Raw genomic sequence first — 18509 nt, 5'->3', positions numbered from 1 at the left:
TTGGCAGATGCCTGGTCCCCTGCCCGACGGCGAGCCCGTACCGGCCGACGGCTCGCTGCCCGCCGCGGCGCTGCGCGAGGCCGGGCGCAACGGCTTCGGCGTGTACGTCCACGTGCCTTTCTGCGCCAGCCGGTGCGGCTACTGCGACTTCAACACGTACACGGCGAGCGAGCTGGGCGGCGGGGCGAGCCGGGACGCGTACGCGGACACCGTGCTGCGCGAGCTCGCGCTGGCCGGCGGGATCCTGCGGGCCCCGGTCGACACGGTCTTCGTCGGCGGCGGCACGCCCACCCTGCTCGACCCGGGCGACCTCGGCCGGATCCTGGAGGGCATCGACCGCACCTGGGGCCTGGCCGCGGACGCGGAGATCACCACCGAGGCCAACCCCGAGTCGGTGACCCCGGCCTCGCTGCAGGCGCTGCGCAAGGCCGGCTACAACCGCATCTCGCTGGGCATGCAGTCGGCGTCGCCGGGCGTGCTCGCGATCCTGGACCGCCGGCACACCGCCGGGCGGGCGCCGCGGGCCGCCGAGGAGGCCCGGGAGGCCGGTTTCGACCACGTCAACCTGGACCTGATCTACGGGACGCCGGGGGAGACCGCGGACGACTTCGCCGCCTCGCTGGACGCCGTGATCTCCGCCGGGGTCGATCACGTCAGCGCGTACTCGCTGATCGTCGAGGACGGCACCCGGATGGCCGCCCGGATGCGCCGCGGCGAGCTGCCGTACCCGGAGGACGACGTCGCGGCCGATCGCTACCTGGCCGCGGAGAGCGTCCTCTCCGCGGCGGGTTTCTCCTGGTACGAGGTCTCCAACTGGGCGACGTCGGAGGCGGCACGCTGCCGGCACAACCGCCTGTACTGGACCGGCGGCGACTGGTGGGGGCTCGGCCCGGGCGCGCACAGCCACGTCGGCGGGGTGCGGTGGTGGAACGTCAAGCACCCTTCCGCGTACGCGAAGAGGCTGGCCGACGGGGTCTCGCCGGGGCTCGGCCGGGAGGTGCTGACCGGCGAGGACCGCCGGATCGAGGAGATCATGCTGCGGCTGCGGCTGGCCGAGGGCCTGCCGTTGGCCCTGGCCCGGGAGGACGGCGCGCGGCGGGCCCTGGACGCGGGGCTGCTGGAGCCGATCGCGTACGGACGGGGCCGGGCCGTGCTGACGCTGCGGGGCCGTCTGCTGGCGGATGCCGTGCTCCGCGACCTGATCTGACCCGTCCGCACGTCCGACCCGGCCGGGCGGCGCCGTCGAGTCCGGCGCCGCCCGCCGCGTCACTTGATCATCGTGATGCTCATCGGATAGTCGTACGGCTCGTTGTTGTTCGCCTTCACGCCGGCGATGACGCCGACGATCGTGCCGACCAGCCAGGCCGCGATGACCACGAAGATGCCGATGAAGATGCAGGCGAGGAGCCAGCCGACGACCGCGATGATCGCCCAGAGGATCTGGAAGTTCAGCGCCTTGATCGCCTCGGACCGCACCCACGGCGACTGGTTGCCCCGGACCAGCATGGCGATCAGCGGCGCGATCCAGCCGGAGACGCCGCCGCCGAGGAAGGCACCGGCCGCGCCGCCGAAGTGCGCGACCAGGACCCAGGTCTTGTCGTCGTTGCCCTGGCCGTAACCCTGCGACGGGTAGCCGGGCTGCTGGCCGTACCCGCCGGGAGCACCGTAGGGCTGGCCGGGCGGCGGCCCGCCGTACGGGGCGCCGGAACCGGGCGGCGGTCCGTATCCGCCCGCGCCGGAGGTGGGCGGCGGCGCGTACCCACCGGCGCCGGACGTCGGGGGCGGGGTGCCGTAGGTCGGGGGCTGGGGGGCTCCGTATGCCGGGGGCGGCGGCGGGGCCGACCCTTCGCTGCCCGGATAGGGGTTGAGCGGCGCGGTGGGGTCCGAGGGATTTCCCTCACCGGGCGGGCGCGGCGGTTCAGTCATGGCTGACACGGTAGGACCGCAGGTCGGCCCTGGCGAGGGCAACACCCGAGGTGGGTCCAAGAATAGACACTCGGCTAACCGGTGCCGGCATCATCGGTCGATCATCGCGCGCGGGCCCGGTGCGTCGTAGACTGGCACTCGACTCGACGGAGTGCCAGTGGACAGGGGGAGGGGTCATGGCTCTCGATGACCGCAAGCTCGAGGTGCTCCGTGCCATCGTCGAGGACTACGTCGCCACCCAGGAGCCGGTGGGCAGCAAGGCTCTGGTCGAGCGGCGCCAGCTGGGCGTCTCCCCGGCCACCGTGCGCAACGACATGGCCGTGCTGGAGGAGGAGGGTTACATCCGCCAGCCGCACACCAGCGCGGGCCGGGTCCCCACCGACGCCGGCTACCGGCTCTTCGTGGACCGGTTGTCGCGGGTCAAGGCGCTGAGCCCGGCCGAGCGCCGGGCCATCGAGCGGTTCCTCGCCGGCGCGGTCGACCTGGACGACGTCGTGCACCGCACGGTGCGGCTGCTCGCCCAGCTCACCCGCCAGGTCGCCGTCGTGCAGTATCCGAGCCTCTCGCGCTCGGCCGTGCGCCATCTCGAGCTGGTGCCGATCTCCAGCACCCGGATCATGCTCGTGATGATCGCCGACACCGGCCGGGTCGAGCAGCGGCTCGTCGAGCTGCCCGAGCCGACCCACCCCGACGACGTGCTCGACATGCGGCGCAAGGTCAACGCCAAGCTGACCGGGGTGAAGCTCGCCGACACGCCGCCGCTGGTGCAGGCGCTGGTCGACGAGTCGGCCCCGGAGAAGCGCAGCACGGTGGCATGCGTGGCCTCCGTGCTCCTGGAGACCCTGGTCGAGCGCAGTGACGAACGTCTCGCGCTGGCCGGGACGGCCAACCTGACCCGCGGCGGCGTCCTGGACTTCCAGGGCTCGCTGCGCCCGGTGCTGGAGGCCCTCGAGGAGGAGGTCATCCTGCTCAAGCTCATCGGCGAGGTGGAGCCGAGCACGACCCGGGTCCGCATCGGCGACGAGAACGAGATCGACAATCTGCGGGCGGCGTCGGTGGTGAGTACCGGTTACGGACCGGGTACGACAATCGTTGGTGGCCTCGGCGTGCTGGGGCCGACCCGGATGGACTACCCCGGCACCATCGCCACCGTGCGCGCCGTGGCACGCTACGTTGGCGATCTGCTGGCCCAGAACTGAAGCACGGCACTGACGCAAAGCGACGAAGGTTTCCGGCGCTTCACAGCGCGGGGCAGACATGAGGACTCGAAACCCTGTGGCGAAGGACTACTACGGAATTCTCGGCATCAGCCGCGAAGCCACCGACGACGAGATCAAGCGTGCCTACCGCAAGCTGGCCCGTCAGTACCACCCGGACGTCAATCCGGACCCCGAGGCGCACGAGAAGTTCAAGGACATCAACGCCGCCTACGAGGTCCTCTCCGACGACCAGAAGCGCCAGATCGTCGACCTGGGCGGCGACCCGCTCGCGCCCGGCGGCGGCGCGGGTGCCGGCCCGGGCGGTCCCGGCGGCGCCGGCCCGTTCGTCGGCTTCCAGGACATCATGGACGCCTTCTTCGGCACGGCCGCGGGCGGTGGCGGTGCCCGGGGCCCGCGGCCGCGCACCCGGCCCGGCGCCGACGCGATCCTGCGCCTGGAGCTCGACCTGGTCGAGACCGCGTTCGGGGTCGAGGCGCCGATCACGGTCGACACCGCGGTGCTCTGCACCCAGTGCTCCGGCGCCGGCACCGCACCCGGCACCCACCTGGCCACCTGCGAGACCTGCGGTGGCCGCGGCGAGGTCCAGTCGGTGCAGCGCACCTTCCTGGGCCAGGTCGTCTCGTCGCGCCCCTGCCAGAACTGCCAGGGTCACGGCACGGTCATCCCGCAGCCCTGCCCGACCTGCGCCGGTGACGGCCGGATCCGGACCCGGCGCTCGCTGACCGTCAAGATCCCGGCCGGTGTCGAGGACGGGATGCGGATCCGCCTGGCCCAGCAGGGCGAGGTCGGCCCCGGCGGCGGCACGGCCGGCGACCTCTACGTGGAGATCCACGAGCGCCCGCACGACGTCTACTCCCGCAAGGGGGACGACCTGCACTGCCGGGTCACGCTGCCGATGACGGCCGCCGCCCTGGGCACCCGGCTGACCATCAAGACCCTCGACTCGGAGGAGAACATCGAGGTCAAACCGGGCACCCAGCCGGCCTCGACCCTGCGGGTACGCGGCAAGGGCGTGCCGCACCTGCGCGGGCAGGGCCGCGGCGACCTCTTCGTGCACCTCGACGTGAAGACCCCGACCAAGCTCACCGCCGACCAGGAGCGGATGCTGCGCGACTTCGCCAAGACGCGCGGCGAGGACGTGGCCGAGCTGAGCAAGCAGGGCGGGTTCTTCTCGCGCATGCGGGACGCCTTCAACGGCCACTGACCGTGTCCGCACCCCTGTTCCTGGTCGACGACCTGCCCACTTCCCGGCGCTTCACGCTCTCGGGCCGGGAGGGCCACCACGCTGCCGACGTGCAGCGGCTGCGGACCGGTGAGGCGCTCATCCTCGCCGACGGGCGGGGCGGCTCGGTGCGCGCCCAGGTGACCGGGGTCGGCCGGGGCAGCGTCGACGTCGAGGTGGGGGAGCGTACGTTCGCCCCGGCGCCGGATCCGCGCCTCGTCGTGGTGCAGGGGATCGCCAAGGGCGACCGGGGCGAGCTCGCCGTGCAGGCGATGACGGAGATCGGGGTCGACGAGATCGTGCCCTGGGCCGCGTCCCGGTCGGTGGCGCAGTGGCGCGGCGACCGGGGCGTCCGGGCCCGGGAGAAGTGGGTGTCCACCGCGCGCGAGGCCGCCAAGCAGGCGCGCCGGCCCTGGCTGCCGGTGGTGTCCGGCGACCCGGACGTGTCCACCAAGCAGGCCGCCGCGCGGCTGTCGGCCGCCGCGGCCGCCTTCGTGCTGCACGAGGAGGCGACCGACCGGCTGACCTCGGCGAAGCTGCCCGCCACCGGGGAGATCGTGCTGGTCGTCGGCCCGGAGGGCGGGATCAGCGACCAGGAGGTGGGCGCGTTCGTCGCCGCGGGCGCCCAGCCGGTGCGGCTGGGTGACGCGGTGTTGCGGACGTCCACCGCGGGGGTGGCCGCCCTGGCGGTCCTGTCGGCGCTGCTCGACCGCTGGTGAGAGCCCGATCACGGTTCGCCGCCGCAGCTTAGGCTAGCCTCGCCTGCGCGCCCGCCCCTCGACGGAGCCGGCGAGTCCGCGACAGCGCGAAGGAGTCAGCGTGTCACCCCGCTCCGGCAGCCGCATCCTGCGCAGGACGATCGGCCGCAACGGCCGACGCCTGTCGGCCGGCACCGCGCTCATCGGCGTGTTCCAGGCCTGCGAGGCGGCCATCCCGGTCCTCGTCGGCGTGATCGTCGACCGTGCCGTCACGCCGGGCGACGGCGCCGCGCTGGCGCTCTGGGTCGCCGCGCTGGGCCTGGTCTTCGCCGTCCTGACCACGGCGTACCGGATCGGGTCGCGGCTGCTGGTGGGAGCGATCGCCGAGGAGGCGCACCGGCTCCGGGTGGAGGTCGCCGCGAGGATCCTGCATCCCCGCGGGATCCTCTCCGACCTGCGCGCCGGGGACCTGCTGTCCGTGTCCACCACCGATGCCGACAACACGTCGTACCTGCTCGACTACGTGCCCCGGATCGCCGGTGCCGTCGTGGCCACCGCGGTGAGCGCCGTGACGCTGCTGCTGATCTCCGTACCGCTGGGGCTGGCGGTGCTGGTCGCCACGCCGCTCGTGCTGATCGTGCTGCAGCTCGGCGCGCCGCTGATCACCAGGCGGGTCGCGCACCAGCAGGAGCAGGCCGGTCGGGCCACCTCGCTCGCCGCCGACCTGGTCACCGGCCTGCGTCCGCTGCGCGGCATCGGCGCCCAGGAGGCGGCCGCCGAGCGCTACCGCGCGGTGAGCCGCCGCTCGCTCGCCGCCACCCTGCGCGCCGCCCGGACACAGGGCGGCCATCTCGCCGCCTCGACCATCCTGAGCACGCTCGTGGCGTGCGGCATCGCGATCCTCGCCGGGTGGTTCGCCCTCACCGGCCGGATCACCGTCGGCCAGTTCATCGCCGTGATCGGCTCGGCGCAGTTCCTCGTCGAGCCCTTCGGGCTGCTGGCGGTCGTGCCCGCCCTGATCGCCAGGGCACGCGCGTCGGCGGACCGGGTCGCCCGGGTGGCCGACGCCGGTCTGATCCTGCCGGAGGGCGTCGCGGCTCCCGCCGACCGGCCGGGCGAGCTGCACCTGAGCGGGGTGCGCCACGGCCCGCTCGCGGGCCTGGACCTGCACGTGCGGCCGGGTGAGTTCGTCGGCGTCGTGGCCCGCCGGCCGGCCGACGCCGAGGCCCTGGTCAAGCTGCTCGCCGTCCCGGCCGGCTACGAGGGTACGGTGCTGCTCGGCGGCGTCCCGATCGAGCAGGTCGACCGGGACCACGCCCGGCGCCTGCTGCTGGTCGAGCCGCACCATGCGGACCTGTTCACCGGCACGCTCGCGGCCAACGTGGCCGTGCACGACGACGCCACCTTCCTGGCCGAGGCGCTCGCCGCGGCGGCCGCCGACGAGGTGGTGGCGACCCATCCCGCCGGCCTCGACGCGCCGGTCGCGGAGCGGGGCGCCAGCCTCTCCGGCGGCCAGCGGCAGCGGCTCGCCCTGGCGCGCGCCCTGCTCGCCCGGGCGCCGGTGCTGGTGCTGCACGACCCGACCACCGCCGTGGACGCGGTCACCGAGCACGCCATCGCCCAGGGCATCCGCGCGCTGCGGCACGGCCCGGGGTCCGGCTTCGGCACGGTCGTGATCACCAGTAGCCCGGCCCTGCTTGCCGCCACCGACCGGGTGGTCGTCCTCGGCGACGGCGTGGTCACCGCCGAGGGCGGGCACGCCGACCTCGGCGCCACGGACGACTCCTACCGGCGACTGGTGCTGCGGTGAGCCGGGCGGGAGCCGCGGCGGCCGGCGACCGGGCGCCGGCGCTGCCGATCGCCTCCGCCGGGCAGAGCTGGGAATGGCTGCGGGCCGAGCTGAGCGGCCGCCGCGGCGAGGTGACCGGCGTGTTGGTGGCCGGCCTGCTCGCCGCCGCCGCCTCGATCGTCCCCGTGTACGCGCTGGGCATGCTCGTCGACCGGGTCCGCGCCGGCGCCGGCACCTCGGCGATCGCCGGGCTCTCGGTCGTCATCGTGGTCGCCGCCGTGGTGGGTGGCGTGGCGACCGGGCTGGCCACGTACCTGGCCGGCCGGCTCGGTGCCCGGATGCTCGCCGACCTGCGGGAGAGCACGGTGGCGACCGCGCTGCGGCTGCCCGCGCTCGTGCTGGACCGCGCGGGCCGCGGCGACCTGCTGTCGCGGGTGGGCGCCGACATCGCGGCGATCGGCAAGGCCGGGTCCGACGTGCTCCCCGAGCTGATCTCGGCCGTGCTGCTCGCCGCGCTGAGCCTCGGCGCGATGGCGGGCATCGACTGGCGGCTCGGGCTCGCCGGTGCCCTGGCGGTGCCGTTCTACGTGGTCGCGCTCCGCTGGTATCTGCCGCGCTCGGCGCCCCGCTACGCCCAGGAGCGGGCGGCCGTCGCGGAACGGTCCCAGCTGCTCGTCGAGAGCATGCAGGGCCTGCGTACGGTGCACGCCTACCGGCTGGAGGACCGGCACCTGCGCGACATCGACGGCGCCTCGGCCCGGGCCCGGGATCTCTCGGTGCACGTCTTCGCGCTGTTCACCCGGTTCGTCGGCAGGATCAACCGGGCCGAGTTCCTGGGCCTCGCCGCGATCCTGACGGTCGGCTTCCTGCTGGTTCGCGAGGGAGCGGTCACCGTCGGCGAGACGTCGGCGGCCGCCCTGCTGTTCCACCGGCTGTTCAACCCGGTGGCCATGCTGCTCTTCACCTTCGACGAGATGCAGGCCGCCGGGGCGAGCCTGGCCCGCCTCGTGGGCGTCCAGCGGATGCCGGTGGAGCAGCGCGTCGCCGGCCGGACCCCGGCCGATGCGTCGCTGTCCCTGGAGGGCGTGGGCTTCAGCTACGACGGGGTCACCCCGGTGGTGCGCGACGTCTCGCTGCGCGTCGCACCGGGGGAGCGGGTCGCGCTCGTGGGCTCCACCGGCGCCGGCAAGACCACCGTCGCGTCGATCGCCGCCGGCGTCCTGCGGCCCGGCAGCGGCACCGCCCGGGTCGGCGGCGTGCCGGTCGCCGACCTGCCCGCGCACACCGTGGCGATCGTCAGCCAGGAGACGCATGTCTTCGCCGGCCCGCTCGTGGAGGACCTGCGGCTGGCCCGGCCGGCGGCGGCGCCCGCCGACGTCGAGGCCGCCCTGGCGACGGTCGGGGCGCTGGAGTGGGTACGGGCGCTGCCGCAGGGCCTGGACACGGCCGTCGGCGAGGGCGGGCACGACCTGACCGCCGCCCAGGCGCAGCAGCTCGCCCTGGCCCGGCTGGTCCTGCTCGATCCGGCCGTGGCGGTGCTGGACGAGGCGACCGCGGAAGCCGGCAGCGCGGGTGCGCGGGCGCTGGAGCAGGCGGCCGCGGCCGCGCTGCGGGGCCGGACGGCCCTCGTGGTGGCGCACCGGCTGACCCAGGCCGCCGCCGCCGACCGCATCGTCGTGCTGGAGCACGGCTCCATCGTGGAGTCCGGGCCGCACGCCGAGCTGGTCGCCGCGGGAGGCCGGTACGCCCGGCTCTGGGCCGCCTGGGAATCCCGCACCCCCACGGGTGCCGAGCACTCCTGAGCGCCGCCGGATTCGTGATCCAAGCCACCATCCCGCGGGTCTCCGCGCCTCTGACCAGGTGATATCCGGGAGGTCGCCGAGGGGTGGGCCGGCGGCCTGAACCGCTTCGCGGGGTCCTACGTGTGAAGGGCGTTCGTACCGCAAAGGCCACTAGAAAGGGCCCCGTCATGCAATCCCCGCGAATGCTTTCTTTTGCCGCAGTTGCCGTGAGTGGCGCGCTGCTCCTGTCCGCGTGCGGCAGCACCTCGTCCGTGCCCGCCGCCGCGCCGGTGGCGGCCCTGGCCGATCTGGTCACGGGTACGGCGGAAAGCTCTCAGGCGCTGCGTGGCACCGGTGACTGGGCGGCGCCGAAGGGCGGCACCCCGACCGGCGAGGCCGCGACCGTGTCGCAGAAGTGGGTGCAGCTGACCGCCGCTCGGGCCGGGGACCTCGACCCGGTGCTGGTGAACGGCGCGGGCCTGACGCTCTACCGGTTCGACCAGGACACGGCGAAGCCGTCGAAGTCCACGTGCAACGGCGACTGCGCGGCGAAGTGGCCGCCGGTGACCGTGAAGCCGGGCGGCCGGATCTTCCTCGCCGGGGTCCAGAAGAGCAAGGTCGGTGTCGTCAAGCGCGACGACGGCCGGCTCCAGGTGACCGTCGGGGGATGGCCGGTCTACCGCTTCGCCAAGGACACCGCGCCCGGCGACACCAAGGGACAGGGCGTCGGCGGCACCTGGTTCGGCGTCCGGCCGGACGGCAAGAAGGCCGGCGTCGACGAGGCGGGCGAGACTCCTCCGCCCGGTGACGGCGGCGGGCGCAACGTCCCGGCGAAGCGCGTCGTGCTCTTCAGCGCCCGGTCCTTCAACGTCTTCGACAAGCACGCGCAGTCGCAGCTGATCGAGGGCAAGCGCGGCTGTGTCGACGCCACCGCACCGGGGACCGCGTCCTCCATCGTGTTCGACGGACTGGTCAAGATCTGGAGCGGTCCGGGCTGCACCGGACAGTCGAAGGAACTGGGCGCGCTGGACGCGGAGAACGTGGGCGGCATCGCCGATCTGCGGGAGATCGGGTTCGACAACCGGATCGGCTCCGTGAAGCTCTGACCTCCCATCGGGCGAAAGGGGTGGCCGCCGGCCGCCCCTTTCGTCAGGAGAGGGGTCTATGCTGTCGCGACGATGAGCGCCACCGAGCAGAACGGCGGGCCGACGGTTCGCCGGCTCCAGCTCGGCGCGCGCCTGCGCAGCCTGCGGTTGGCGGCCGGGATCACCCGCGACCGCGCGGGCTACGAGATCCGCGGCTCCGAGTCGAAGATCAGCCGGATGGAGCTCGGCCGCGTCGCGTTCAAGGAGCGCGACGTCACCGACCTGCTCACCCTGTACGGCGTGACCGACCCCGGCGAGCACGCCCGGCTGGTCGCCCTCGCCCGCGAGGCGAACTCGCCCGGCTGGTGGCACTCGTACGGCGACGTGCTGGCCACCTGGTTCCAGAACTATCTGGACCTGGAGCAGGCGGCCGAGCTGATCCGTTCGTACGAGATCCAGTTCGTGCCGGGCCTGCTGCAGACGGATGCGTACGCCCGCGCGGTCATCATGCTCGGCCACGGCACCGCCTCGACGGAGGAGATCGACCGGCGTGCCGACCTGCGCATGGCCCGCAAACGGCTGCTGGCCCGCGAGAAGCCGCCGCGCCTGTGGGCGGTGATCGACGAGGCGGTGCTCAAGCGCCCGATCGGCGGCCGGGCGGTCCTGCGGGAGCAGGTCGAGTACCTGCTGGAGATGTCCGCCTACCCGTACATCCGGCTCCAGGTGATCCCGTTCCGCTCCGGCGGCCACGCCGCGGCGGGCGGCGCGTTCACCATCCTGCGCTTCCCCCACCGGAACCTGCCCGATGTCGTCTACATCGAGCACTTGACCAGCGGCATCTACCTGGACAAGCGCGAGGAGGTCGACCACTACGCGGCGGCGATGGGCCGGCTGTTCATCGACGCGGCGCCGCCGGACGAGACCCCCGGTCTGCTGCGTGCGGCCCTGCGGGATCTGCGCTAGCGCCGGCTGGGGGGTCGGGTAGGACTTTCTTCCACTGTCGACTCGTCCGTTCGGCCGAGTTCGAGTCATGATCGTTGTCCCGGTTCGTCACGCGGAGGAAACTTCGTCCTCGCGTTGATCCCCTCCCCCTCGACGCTCTAGGACGTGTCATGACCCAGCACCGCCACACGCGCAAACGAAGTCCGCTCCCGTGGGTGTTCCTCGCCGTCGTCGCCGTCGCGGTCGGCGTCGTCCTGGCACCCAAGATCCTGCTCGACGGCGAGGACGCCGGCGACGCCGCGCCGGTCGCCGCCGCCGAGGCCGACCCGATGCTGACCGTGATCGGCAAGTGCGACCCCGCCAAGCAGGGTCTCAAGCTCTCCGACCGCAACCGCAAGCTGACCGTCGACGGCTCCGGGAAGACCGTCCTCGGCGGCCTGCCCGAGCAGGCCATGACCTGCGTGATGGAGACACTCCAGATGCCGGGCGCCCTCACCGCCCGGATGTACTCCACCGTGCCCGCCGACGGCCGGCTCGAGGGCGAGTGGCCCGGCTACACCGTGGTGTGGACCAACGACCCCGACAAGGGCCTGGACCTGGTCGTGACCCGCGTCGGCTGACGCGGCCGGCGCGCCGGCGGCTCTAGGATCTTCGTCGTGGAGCCAGAACGCCTGACGCACGCCCGCCGGCGCCTCGAGCGCGCCGTCCGCAAGGTCCAAGCCGACGCCCGGGTCCCGGCGCTCTCCGTCGCGCTGCACCGGGCCGACCGGGAGCCCTGGACCTGCACCGTCGGGACGTCCGGCGACCCGCGCCGCCCGCTCGACGCCGGCACGCGCTTCCGCATCGGCTCGGTGACCAAGACGCTCACCGCCGTCCTGGTGCTCCAGGCCCGCGACGACGGCCTGCTCGACCTCGACGACCCGGTCTCCGCCCACCTCGACGTCCCGGCGCACGGCACGGCGACGATCCGTGGCCTCCTCTCGCACACGGCGGGCTACCAGCGCGAGCCGCACGGCGACGTCTGGGACGTGCTGACCGCCCCGGACGACCGCCGGCTGCTCGACGACCTGGCCCGCGCCGAGCGCGTCCTGCCCGCCCACCGCCGCTACCACTACTCCAACCTGGGCCTGGCCCTCCTCGGCCAGCTGGTGGCCCGGCTGCGCGGCGGCACCTGGGCCTCGGTGCTGCAGGAGCGCATCCTCGACCCGCTCGGACTCACCGCCACCACGGTCGACCCCACCGCCGAGGCGGCGGTCGGCTACCTCGTCGACGCCTACTCCGACGCCGCGCGCCCCGAGCCCCGGCTGGACCTGGGCGGCGTCTCGCCGGCGGCGCAGCTGTGGAGCACGGCCACCGACATGGCCCGCTGGGCGGCGTTCCTCGCCTCGCCCGAGATCGTCGATCCGGACGCCCGCGTGCTGGCCCCGGCCACCCTCGACGAGATGCGCTGGCCGCGGACGACCACCGACGAGACCCTGTGGACCGGCGGTTTCGGCCTGGGCCTGATCCTCGTTCCGCAGGGCGGGCGCGTGCTGCACGTCGGTCACGACGGCGCCATGCCGGGCTTCCTGGCCGGCGTCTACGGCCGCCGCGGCGGCGAGGGCAACCCCGGCGCGCTGGGCGCGGCGGTCCTGGCCTCCTCGGGTACGGCGACAGAGATCAACGACCTGGTCCACGAGCTGCTGGCCATCGCGGTCGACGCCGACCCGGCCGACATCCGCCCCTGGTCCCCGGGCCCGGCGGCCCCGCCGCAGTACCGCAGCATCCTGGGCCCGTGGTGGGGCGAGGGCTTCGCGCACATCTTCAGCTGGCACGACGGCGCCCTGCAGTCGCGCGCGGCGGACGCCCCGGCCGACCGGCCGCCGTCGATCTTCCGCCCGATTCCGGACCAACCGGACATTCTGCGTACGGTGTCGGGAAGGGAAGCGGGAGAGCTGCTGCGGCTGACGCGGGACGCCGAGGGAACCGTCGTACGGATGCATTGGGCGACCTACCGGTTCACGCGCGTCCAGGAAACCTTCGACGGCGTGCCGGTGTCCGAGGGCTGACCCGCTCTCTGTCTGTTTGGGCGGAAAGCGGCATTGTGGGCCATCCTGCCGGTGCGATGTCCCCAGGCCGTGGGGTCCGAGGGGTCGCCGGGCGGGACACCCGCGGGCGGCGGCGCCCGGAAACGGCCGATAATGGCCTCGGCGGGTTCGCTCCCGAGCGGATACGATGGCACGATCCTTACGCACGCCGCCCCCACGGCGGTGATGAGAAAGAGAGCAGGTGGCGTAGGCCGTACGGCCGCCCCTATGACCGGCACCGAACACAGCAGCGCTGCCGCTCGGGTGCAGACCAGGATCTCGGTCGCCGACCCGAAGATCATGGTGAACCTGCTCGGCCCGAAGGACGAGATCCTGCGGCTCGTCGAGCGCACCCTCGCCAGCGATGTGCACGTCCGCGGGAACGAGATCACCATCACCGGCGCACCGGCCGACAACGCCACCGCCGAGCGGCTCTTCTCCGAGCTCATCGAGCTCATCGAGAAGGGTGAGACGCTCACCGTCGACGCGGTCCGGCGGACCGCCGCCATGCTGGAGCAGAACACCGCCGAGCGCCCGGCCGACGTGCTGACGCTCAACATCCTGTCCCGGCGCGGGCGCACCATCCGGCCCAAGACGCTCGGTCAGAAGCGCTATGTCGACGCCATCGACGAGAACACGATCGTGTTCGGCATCGGCCCGGCCGGCACCGGCAAGACCTACCTCGCCATGGCCAAGGCCGTGCAGGCGCTGCAGGCGAAGCAGATCAACCGGATCATCCTCACCCGGCCGGCGGTCGAGGCCGGCGAGCGCCTCGGCTTCCTGCCCGGCACGCTCAACGAGAAGATCGACCCGTACCTGCGCCCGCTGTACGACGCCCTGCACGACATGCTCGACCCCGAGACGATCCCGCGGCTCATGCAGGCGGGGACCATCGAGGTCGCGCCCCTGGCGTACATGCGGGGACGCACGCTCAACGACGCCTTCATCATCCTCGACGAGGCGCAGAACACGACGCCCGAGCAGATGAAGATGTTCCTGACCCGGCTCGGCTTCGGCGCCAAGATCGTGGTGACCGGCGACGTCACCCAGGTCGACCTGCCCGGCGGCACCACCAGCGGGCTGCGGGTCGTCCGCGAGATCCTGCAGGCCGTCGAGGACGTGCACTTCGCCGAGCTGTCCAGCTCCGACGTGGTCCGCCACCGGCTGGTCGCCGAGATCGTCGACGCGTACGCGCGCTACGACGCCGACCAGGAACAGCAGACCACCCAGCAGTCCGTCCGGGCGGTGCAGGAACGCGCCGCCGGTGGCGGCCGACGGCGGCGCTGAGCCGGCGATGCACCGACCGGGACGGCCGAGGCGGCCCAGGCGCTCGGGCGGACCGGGAGCGGGGACAATCAGCACGTGGAAGACCGGTGCCCGCCGGAGCGGCGGGGCCGTACCGATTCGAGACCAGGGGTAACGCACCACATGTCCATCGAGATCGCCAACGAGTCGGGAGTCGAGGTCGACACCGACGCGATTCTCGCGGTGGCCCGGCACGCGCTCGAGGAGATGGGGGTCAACCCGCTCGCCGAGCTGTCGATCCTGCTCGTCGACATCGACTACATGACCGAGCTCAACCATCGCTGGATGGGCAGCGACGGGCCGACCGACGTCCTCGCCTTCCCGATGGACGAGGGCAGCGTCGACCACGGCCCGGGCGAGGCGGGCACGGGCGAGCCGGCGCTGCTCGGCGACATCGTGCTGGCGCCGGAGGTGGCGGCGAAGCAGGCCGCCGCCGCGGGGCACACCCCCGCGGACGAGTTGCACCTGCTCACCGTGCACGGCGTGCTGCACCTGCTCGGTTACGACCACGCCGAACCCGACGAGGAGCGCGAGATGTTCGCCCTGCAGGCCCGGCTGCTGCAGAGCTGGCGCTCCGGACGGCGGACCGGCTGATCCCGATGGAGCCGTCCTCACCGGCCGCGGCGACCCACCTGTCCGCGCCGTTCGCCGCGACAGCCCCGCCGCCACTCGCGACCGACCCGTCGGCCCTGCACGCCGGGCCCTCCGCTCTGCCCGCCGACCCTTCCGCTCTGCTCGCGGCGGCCGACAGCGCGGGTGCGGCCGGGCTGCCGGATCTTCAGCTCATCGTCTACGCGGCCGTGCTCGTCTTCCTCGCCGGGCTCGCGTCCATGACCGACGCCGCGCTCGGGACCGTCTCGCCGGCGCGGGCCGCCGAGATGGAGCGGGAGGGGCAGCGCGGTGCCGCCGCCCTGGCCGCCGTCGCCGGTGACGTGGTGCGGCACCTCAACCTCCTGCTGCTCCTGCGGTTGCTCTGCGAGCTGACCGCCACCACGCTCGTCGCGCTCGTCGCGGTCGACAGCTGGGGCGCGGGATGGCGCGCCGCGCTCGTCACCGCCGGGGCGATGACGCTGGTCAGCTTCGTCGTGGTCGGCGTCGGGCCGCGGACGGTGGGGCGGCAGCACGCGTACGCCGTCGGCAAGGCGACCGCCCCGCTCGTGCGCTGGATCGGGCGGGTGTTGAACCCGCTGGCGTCGCTGCTGATCCTCATCGGCAACGCCGTCACGCCGGGCAAGGGGTTCCCCGAGGGGCCGTTCGGCAGCCAGGTGGAGCTGCGCGAGCTGGTCGACCTGGCCGAGCAGCGCGGGGTCGTCGAGCACGGCGAGCGGGAGATGATCCACTCGGTCTTCGCGCTGGGCGACACCATCGCCCGCGAGGTGATGGTGCCGCGCACCGAGATGGTGTGGATCGAGGCGCCGAAGACGTTGCAGCAGGCGCTGTTCCTCTTCCTGCGCTCCGGTTTCTCCCGCATCCCGGTGATCGGCGACAGCGTCGACGACGTGCTGGGCGTGCTCTACCTGAAGGACGTGGTCCGCCGCACCCAGAACGGCGACCCGGGCTCCTCCGCGGTGGCGGTCGCCGAGCTGATGCGCCCCGCGACGTTCGTGCCCGAGTCGAAGCCGGTCGACGACCTGCTCTCGGAGATGCAGGCGGCCCGCATGCACCTGGTCATCGTCGTCGACGAGTACGGCGGCACGGCCGGGCTGGTGACCATCGAGGACATCCTCGAGGAGATCGTCGGCGAGATCACCGACGAGTACGACGTGGAGCGGCCCCCGGTCGAGCACCTGGACGGAGGCGCGGTCCGGGTCACCGCGCGCCTGCCGATCGAGGACCTGGGCGAGATCTTCGGCGTCGAGCTGCCCGCCGACGAGGTGGAGACGGTCGGCGGCCTGCTGGCCCAGACGCTGGGGCGGGTGCCGATCCCCGGCGCCACCGTCGACGTGGGCGGCCTGCACCTGATCGCCGAGGGCACCACCGGCCGCCGCAATCGCATCGACTCGGTGCTGGTGCGCCGGGTCGAGCCCCCGTCGGAGGACTCCGGCGACGAGAACGCCCCCGAGACCGAGGAAAGACAGCACGCCGATGCCTGATCAGAGCATTCCCGCCGGCACCGCGGACGCCGAGCTCAGCGCCGAGGACGCGAAGCTGGTCACCCTGGCCCGCGGCGCCCGCGCCCGGGTGGGCGCGACCGAGGGAGCATCGGTACGCGACCAGGACGGCCGCACCTACGCCGCCGCGACGGTGTCCCTGCCCAGCCTGCAGGTGACCGCCCTGCAGCTCGCGGTGGCCTCGGCGGTGGCGGCGGGCGCGACCACGATCGAGGCCGCGGCGGTGGCGACGGAGTCCGCCACCCTCGACGGCGCCGGTCACGCCGCGGTGCGGGACCTGGCCGACGACGCCCCGGTGTACGTGGCGGCGCCGGACGGCACCCTGCTCGGCACGGTGACGGAGTGACGGAACCGACGGGCGGCGAGGAGCGCAGGCTCACGCCGGGGGAGCGCAACGAGCAGCGCCGCCGGGAGCGCCGCGCGGCACGCAGGCAGCAGGAAGCGGACGTCCGGCGGCAGGAGGCAGGCGGCCGTCCTGGAAATGCTGATGTTTCCGGGAAGAAGAGCGCGACCGGAAAGAGGCCCGGGAGAGACCCGAAGGACAGTCGCGCAAGAGGTGGCGGGACGTCCGGGGAAGCCGTGAGCTCGGGGCCACGGGCCAAGGCGGGTTCGGGGAACGCCCGTACGGTAGCCGGGGTGAAGAAGCACCGGCACAAGGCCGCGCGCCCCACCCGGCCGGTGGACGACGTGTATCGCGCGGGTTTCGCCTGTTTCGTCGGGCGGCCGAACGCCGGTAAGTCGACGCTGACCAATGCGATCATCGGGCAGAAGATCGCGATCACCTCGAACAAGCCGCAGACCACCCGGCACGTCATCCGGGGCGTGCTGCACCGGGAGAACGCCCAGCTCGTGCTGGTCGACACGCCGGGGCTGCACCGGCCGCGCACGCTGCTCGGGGAGCGGCTCAACGACCTCGTGCGGGAGACGTGGAGCGAGGTCGACGTGATCGGCGTGTGCTTCCCGGCCGACGAGCCGGTGGGCGCCGGGGACCGGTTCATCTCCGCGGAGATCGCCGAGCTCAAGGCCACGGTCATCGCCGTCGTCACCAAGGTCGACCTGGTTCCTCCGGCCGTCCTCGCGGAGCGCCTGCTCGAGGTGAGCCGGCTGTACGACTTCGCCGACATCGTGCCGGTCAGCGCGGTCTCCGGCCATCAGGTGGAGACGCTGGTCGACGTGATCGTCGGCCATCTTCCGGAGTCGCCGCCGCTCTACCCCGACGACGTGCTCACCGAGGAGCCCGAACAGGTCCTCATCGGCGAGCTGATCCGGGAGGCCGCGCTCGAGGGCGTGCGCGACGAGCTGCCGCACTCGATCGCCGTGCTGGTCGAGGAGATGCTCGTCGAGGGGCAGACCACCAAGATCTATGCCAATGTGTACGTCGAGCGCGACAGCCAGAAGTCGATCGTCATCGGTACCCGCGGCGCCCGACTGAAGGACGTCGGCACCCGCGCACGCGCCGGGATCGAGACCTTGCTGGGCCGCAAGGTCTACCTCGATCTGCACGTCCGCGTCGCGAAGGAGTGGCAGCGCGACCCGAAGCAGCTCCGCCGGCTCGGGTTCTGACCGGCTCCTACGTGGTCCTGATCGTGGCGTCGCCGCTGCTCGTCCGCACGGTGAGCACCTGCTTCGCCTTCGGGTCGGAACGCACCTGGGAGTCGAGTCTGCCGGCGCCGACCTGCTCCACGATCCGGTAGGAGCCGGCCGGTACCGCCAGGTCGACGTTGCCGCTCGTCGCCCCGGCGGTCACCGACGCCGGCTCGCGCAGGAGCAGGTCGACGTTGCCCGAGCTGGCCTCCGCGCGGATCGCGCCGCCGCCGGTCAGCTCCAGGGCCTCGATGTTGCCGGAGGTGGCGATCAGGGTGGCCGGGCCGGCGAGGCGGTTGGCGACGATGTTGCCCGAGGTGGCCTTCGCCTTCACCTCGCCGGTGGCCTGTTCGATGTGGATCTCGCCGGAGGTCACGCTGACGTCGGCGGTCGCCACGCCGAGCAGGTCCAGGTAGCCGGAGCGCAGGGTGCCGCGGACGGCGACGCCGGTGGGCGCCTCGATCTCGTACGAGGCGTGGCAGTCGTCGCCGCAGCTCGTGTCGACGGTCAGGGTGGTGCCGGAGAGCTGGTACGAGGCACCCGGATCGCTCGTGCCGCCGCGGACCACGCGCTTGATGTGGGTCTCGCCGATCGCCGCGGTCCGCACCCGGACGTCCCCGGAGGCCCCCGCCACCACGATCTCGGTGACCTTCACCTTCTCCGTGTCCTCGTAGGTGAGCTTGGCGCCGATCGCGCCGTCGCAGCCGGTGAGGGCCGTCGCCGCGGCGGCGATCAGGGTGAGTGCGCCGGCGCGCCGGGTCAGCCTCGCTGTCATGGTCA

The 18509-nt window shown here is 73.3% G+C and carries 17 protein-coding genes; 15 read left to right on the top strand and 2 right to left on the bottom strand.

Features of this window, described 5'->3' with window-relative positions; all coding sequences use genetic code 11:
• The first annotated feature begins 7 nt into the window (after nt 1-7).
• Nucleotides 8-1207: a radical SAM family heme chaperone HemW gene (gene hemW, locus IEY99_RS28810; RefSeq protein ID WP_189207214.1), complete on the top strand. Its 1200-nt coding sequence runs from the start codon at nt 8-10 to the stop codon at nt 1205-1207.
• A 59-nt stretch (nt 1208-1266) separates the two neighbouring features.
• Here the strand turns inward: hemW and IEY99_RS28805 are convergent, their stop codons facing one another.
• Nucleotides 1267-1926 (bottom strand): DUF4870 domain-containing protein, encoded by a 660-nt coding sequence (locus tag IEY99_RS28805; protein WP_189207213.1) that lies wholly within the window; start codon nt 1924-1926, stop codon nt 1267-1269.
• 176 nt (nt 1927-2102) lie between these two features.
• Here IEY99_RS28805 and hrcA point away from each other — a divergent pair, with 176 nt between their 5' ends.
• From hrcA to era, 14 genes are all read left to right on the top strand, one after another.
• Nucleotides 2103-3125 (top strand): heat-inducible transcriptional repressor HrcA, encoded by a 1023-nt coding sequence (hrcA, locus tag IEY99_RS28800; protein WP_189207212.1) that lies wholly within the window; start codon nt 2103-2105, stop codon nt 3123-3125.
• 76 nt (nt 3126-3201) lie between these two features.
• The gene (gene dnaJ, locus IEY99_RS28795) at nt 3202-4350 is read left to right on the top strand and encodes a molecular chaperone DnaJ (RefSeq protein ID WP_189207278.1); all 1149 of its coding nucleotides are present in this window, start codon (nt 3202-3204) and stop codon (nt 4348-4350) included.
• Between the two features lie 2 nt (nt 4351-4352).
• Entirely contained in the window at nt 4353-5087 is a 735-nt protein-coding gene (locus tag IEY99_RS28790; protein WP_189207211.1) for a 16S rRNA (uracil(1498)-N(3))-methyltransferase, read from the top strand.
• Between the two features lie 100 nt (nt 5088-5187).
• Nucleotides 5188-6876 (top strand): ABC transporter transmembrane domain-containing protein, encoded by a 1689-nt coding sequence (locus tag IEY99_RS28785; RefSeq protein WP_189207210.1) that lies wholly within the window; start codon nt 5188-5190, stop codon nt 6874-6876.
• Nucleotides 6873-8657 carry an ABC transporter ATP-binding protein gene (locus IEY99_RS28780; protein WP_229799339.1) on the top strand — a complete coding sequence of 595 codons (1785 nt, stop codon included), beginning with the start codon at nt 6873-6875 and terminating at the stop codon, nt 8655-8657. Before IEY99_RS28785 ends, IEY99_RS28780 begins: the two co-directional genes overlap by 4 nt.
• Nucleotides 8658-8863: 206 nt before the next feature.
• Nucleotides 8864-9742 (top strand): hypothetical protein, encoded by an 879-nt coding sequence (locus tag IEY99_RS28775; protein ID WP_229799338.1) that lies wholly within the window; start codon nt 8864-8866, stop codon nt 9740-9742.
• Nucleotides 9743-9814: 72 nt separating this feature from the next.
• A complete protein-coding gene (locus IEY99_RS28770; RefSeq protein ID WP_189207208.1) occupies nt 9815-10684 on the top strand; it encodes a Sco1979 family transcriptional regulator in 870 nt (289 codons plus the stop codon).
• Between the two features lie 149 nt (nt 10685-10833).
• The gene (locus IEY99_RS28765; RefSeq protein ID WP_189207207.1) at nt 10834-11283 is read left to right on the top strand and encodes a hypothetical protein; all 450 of its coding nucleotides are present in this window, start codon (nt 10834-10836) and stop codon (nt 11281-11283) included.
• Nucleotides 11284-11319: 36 nt separating this feature from the next.
• Nucleotides 11320-12711 (top strand): serine hydrolase domain-containing protein, encoded by a 1392-nt coding sequence (locus tag IEY99_RS28760; RefSeq protein ID WP_229799337.1) that lies wholly within the window; start codon nt 11320-11322, stop codon nt 12709-12711.
• Between the two features lie 246 nt (nt 12712-12957).
• Nucleotides 12958-14016, top strand: coding sequence for a PhoH family protein (locus tag IEY99_RS28755; protein WP_189207206.1), 1059 nt, complete (start codon nt 12958-12960; stop codon nt 14014-14016).
• 141 nt (nt 14017-14157) lie between these two features.
• Nucleotides 14158-14628, top strand: a complete 471-nt coding sequence (ybeY, locus tag IEY99_RS28750) for an rRNA maturation RNase YbeY (protein WP_071807580.1) — start codon at nt 14158-14160, stop codon at nt 14626-14628.
• Between the two features lie 5 nt (nt 14629-14633).
• A complete protein-coding gene (locus tag IEY99_RS28745) occupies nt 14634-16127 on the top strand; it encodes a hemolysin family protein (protein WP_373293457.1) in 1494 nt (497 codons plus the stop codon).
• Complete coding sequence (locus tag IEY99_RS28740) at nt 16120-16491, top strand: cytidine deaminase-like protein (protein ID WP_189207205.1); 372 nt, start codon at nt 16120-16122, stop codon at nt 16489-16491. The genes IEY99_RS28745 and IEY99_RS28740 overlap by 8 nt, the downstream gene beginning before the upstream one ends.
• Nucleotides 16492-16832: 341 nt before the next feature.
• Nucleotides 16833-17708 (top strand): GTPase Era, encoded by an 876-nt coding sequence (gene era, locus IEY99_RS28735; protein ID WP_189207274.1) that lies wholly within the window; start codon nt 16833-16835, stop codon nt 17706-17708.
• A 7-nt stretch (nt 17709-17715) separates the two neighbouring features.
• Here era and IEY99_RS28730 read toward each other — a convergent pair whose 3' ends face one another.
• Entirely contained in the window at nt 17716-18504 is a 789-nt protein-coding gene (locus tag IEY99_RS28730; RefSeq protein WP_229799336.1) for a DUF4097 family beta strand repeat-containing protein, read from the bottom strand.
• Nucleotides 18505-18509 lie beyond the last annotated feature (5 nt).

The organism is Couchioplanes azureus, from assembly GCF_014648355.1.
GTDB lineage: Bacteria > Actinomycetota > Actinomycetes > Mycobacteriales > Micromonosporaceae > Actinoplanes > Actinoplanes azureus.
This window is presented reverse-complemented; position numbering and strand designations above follow the sequence as displayed.

Excerpts from the sequence above, each read along its gene's own strand:
- IEY99_RS28740 (WP_189207205.1), top strand. The coding sequence starts at position 16,120 with ATGCCTGATCAGAGCATTCCCGCCGGCACCGCGGACGCCGAGCTCAGC.
- hrcA (WP_189207212.1), top strand. The coding sequence starts at position 2,103 with ATGGCTCTCGATGACCGCAAGCTCGAGGTGCTCCGTGCCATCGTCGAG.
- hemW (WP_189207214.1), top strand. The coding sequence starts at position 8 with ATGCCTGGTCCCCTGCCCGACGGCGAGCCCGTACCGGCCGACGGCTCG.
- IEY99_RS28755 (WP_189207206.1), top strand. The coding sequence starts at position 12,958 with ATGACCGGCACCGAACACAGCAGCGCTGCCGCTCGGGTGCAGACCAGG.
- IEY99_RS28765 (WP_189207207.1), top strand. The coding sequence starts at position 10,834 with ATGACCCAGCACCGCCACACGCGCAAACGAAGTCCGCTCCCGTGGGTG.
- IEY99_RS28730 (WP_229799336.1), bottom strand. The coding sequence starts at position 18,504 with ATGACAGCGAGGCTGACCCGGCGCGCCGGCGCACTCACCCTGATCGCC.
- IEY99_RS28745 (WP_373293457.1), top strand. The coding sequence starts at position 14,634 with ATGGAGCCGTCCTCACCGGCCGCGGCGACCCACCTGTCCGCGCCGTTC.
- IEY99_RS28805 (WP_189207213.1), bottom strand. The coding sequence starts at position 1,926 with ATGACTGAACCGCCGCGCCCGCCCGGTGAGGGAAATCCCTCGGACCCC.
- ybeY (WP_071807580.1), top strand. The coding sequence starts at position 14,158 with ATGTCCATCGAGATCGCCAACGAGTCGGGAGTCGAGGTCGACACCGAC.
- IEY99_RS28770 (WP_189207208.1), top strand. The coding sequence starts at position 9,815 with ATGAGCGCCACCGAGCAGAACGGCGGGCCGACGGTTCGCCGGCTCCAG.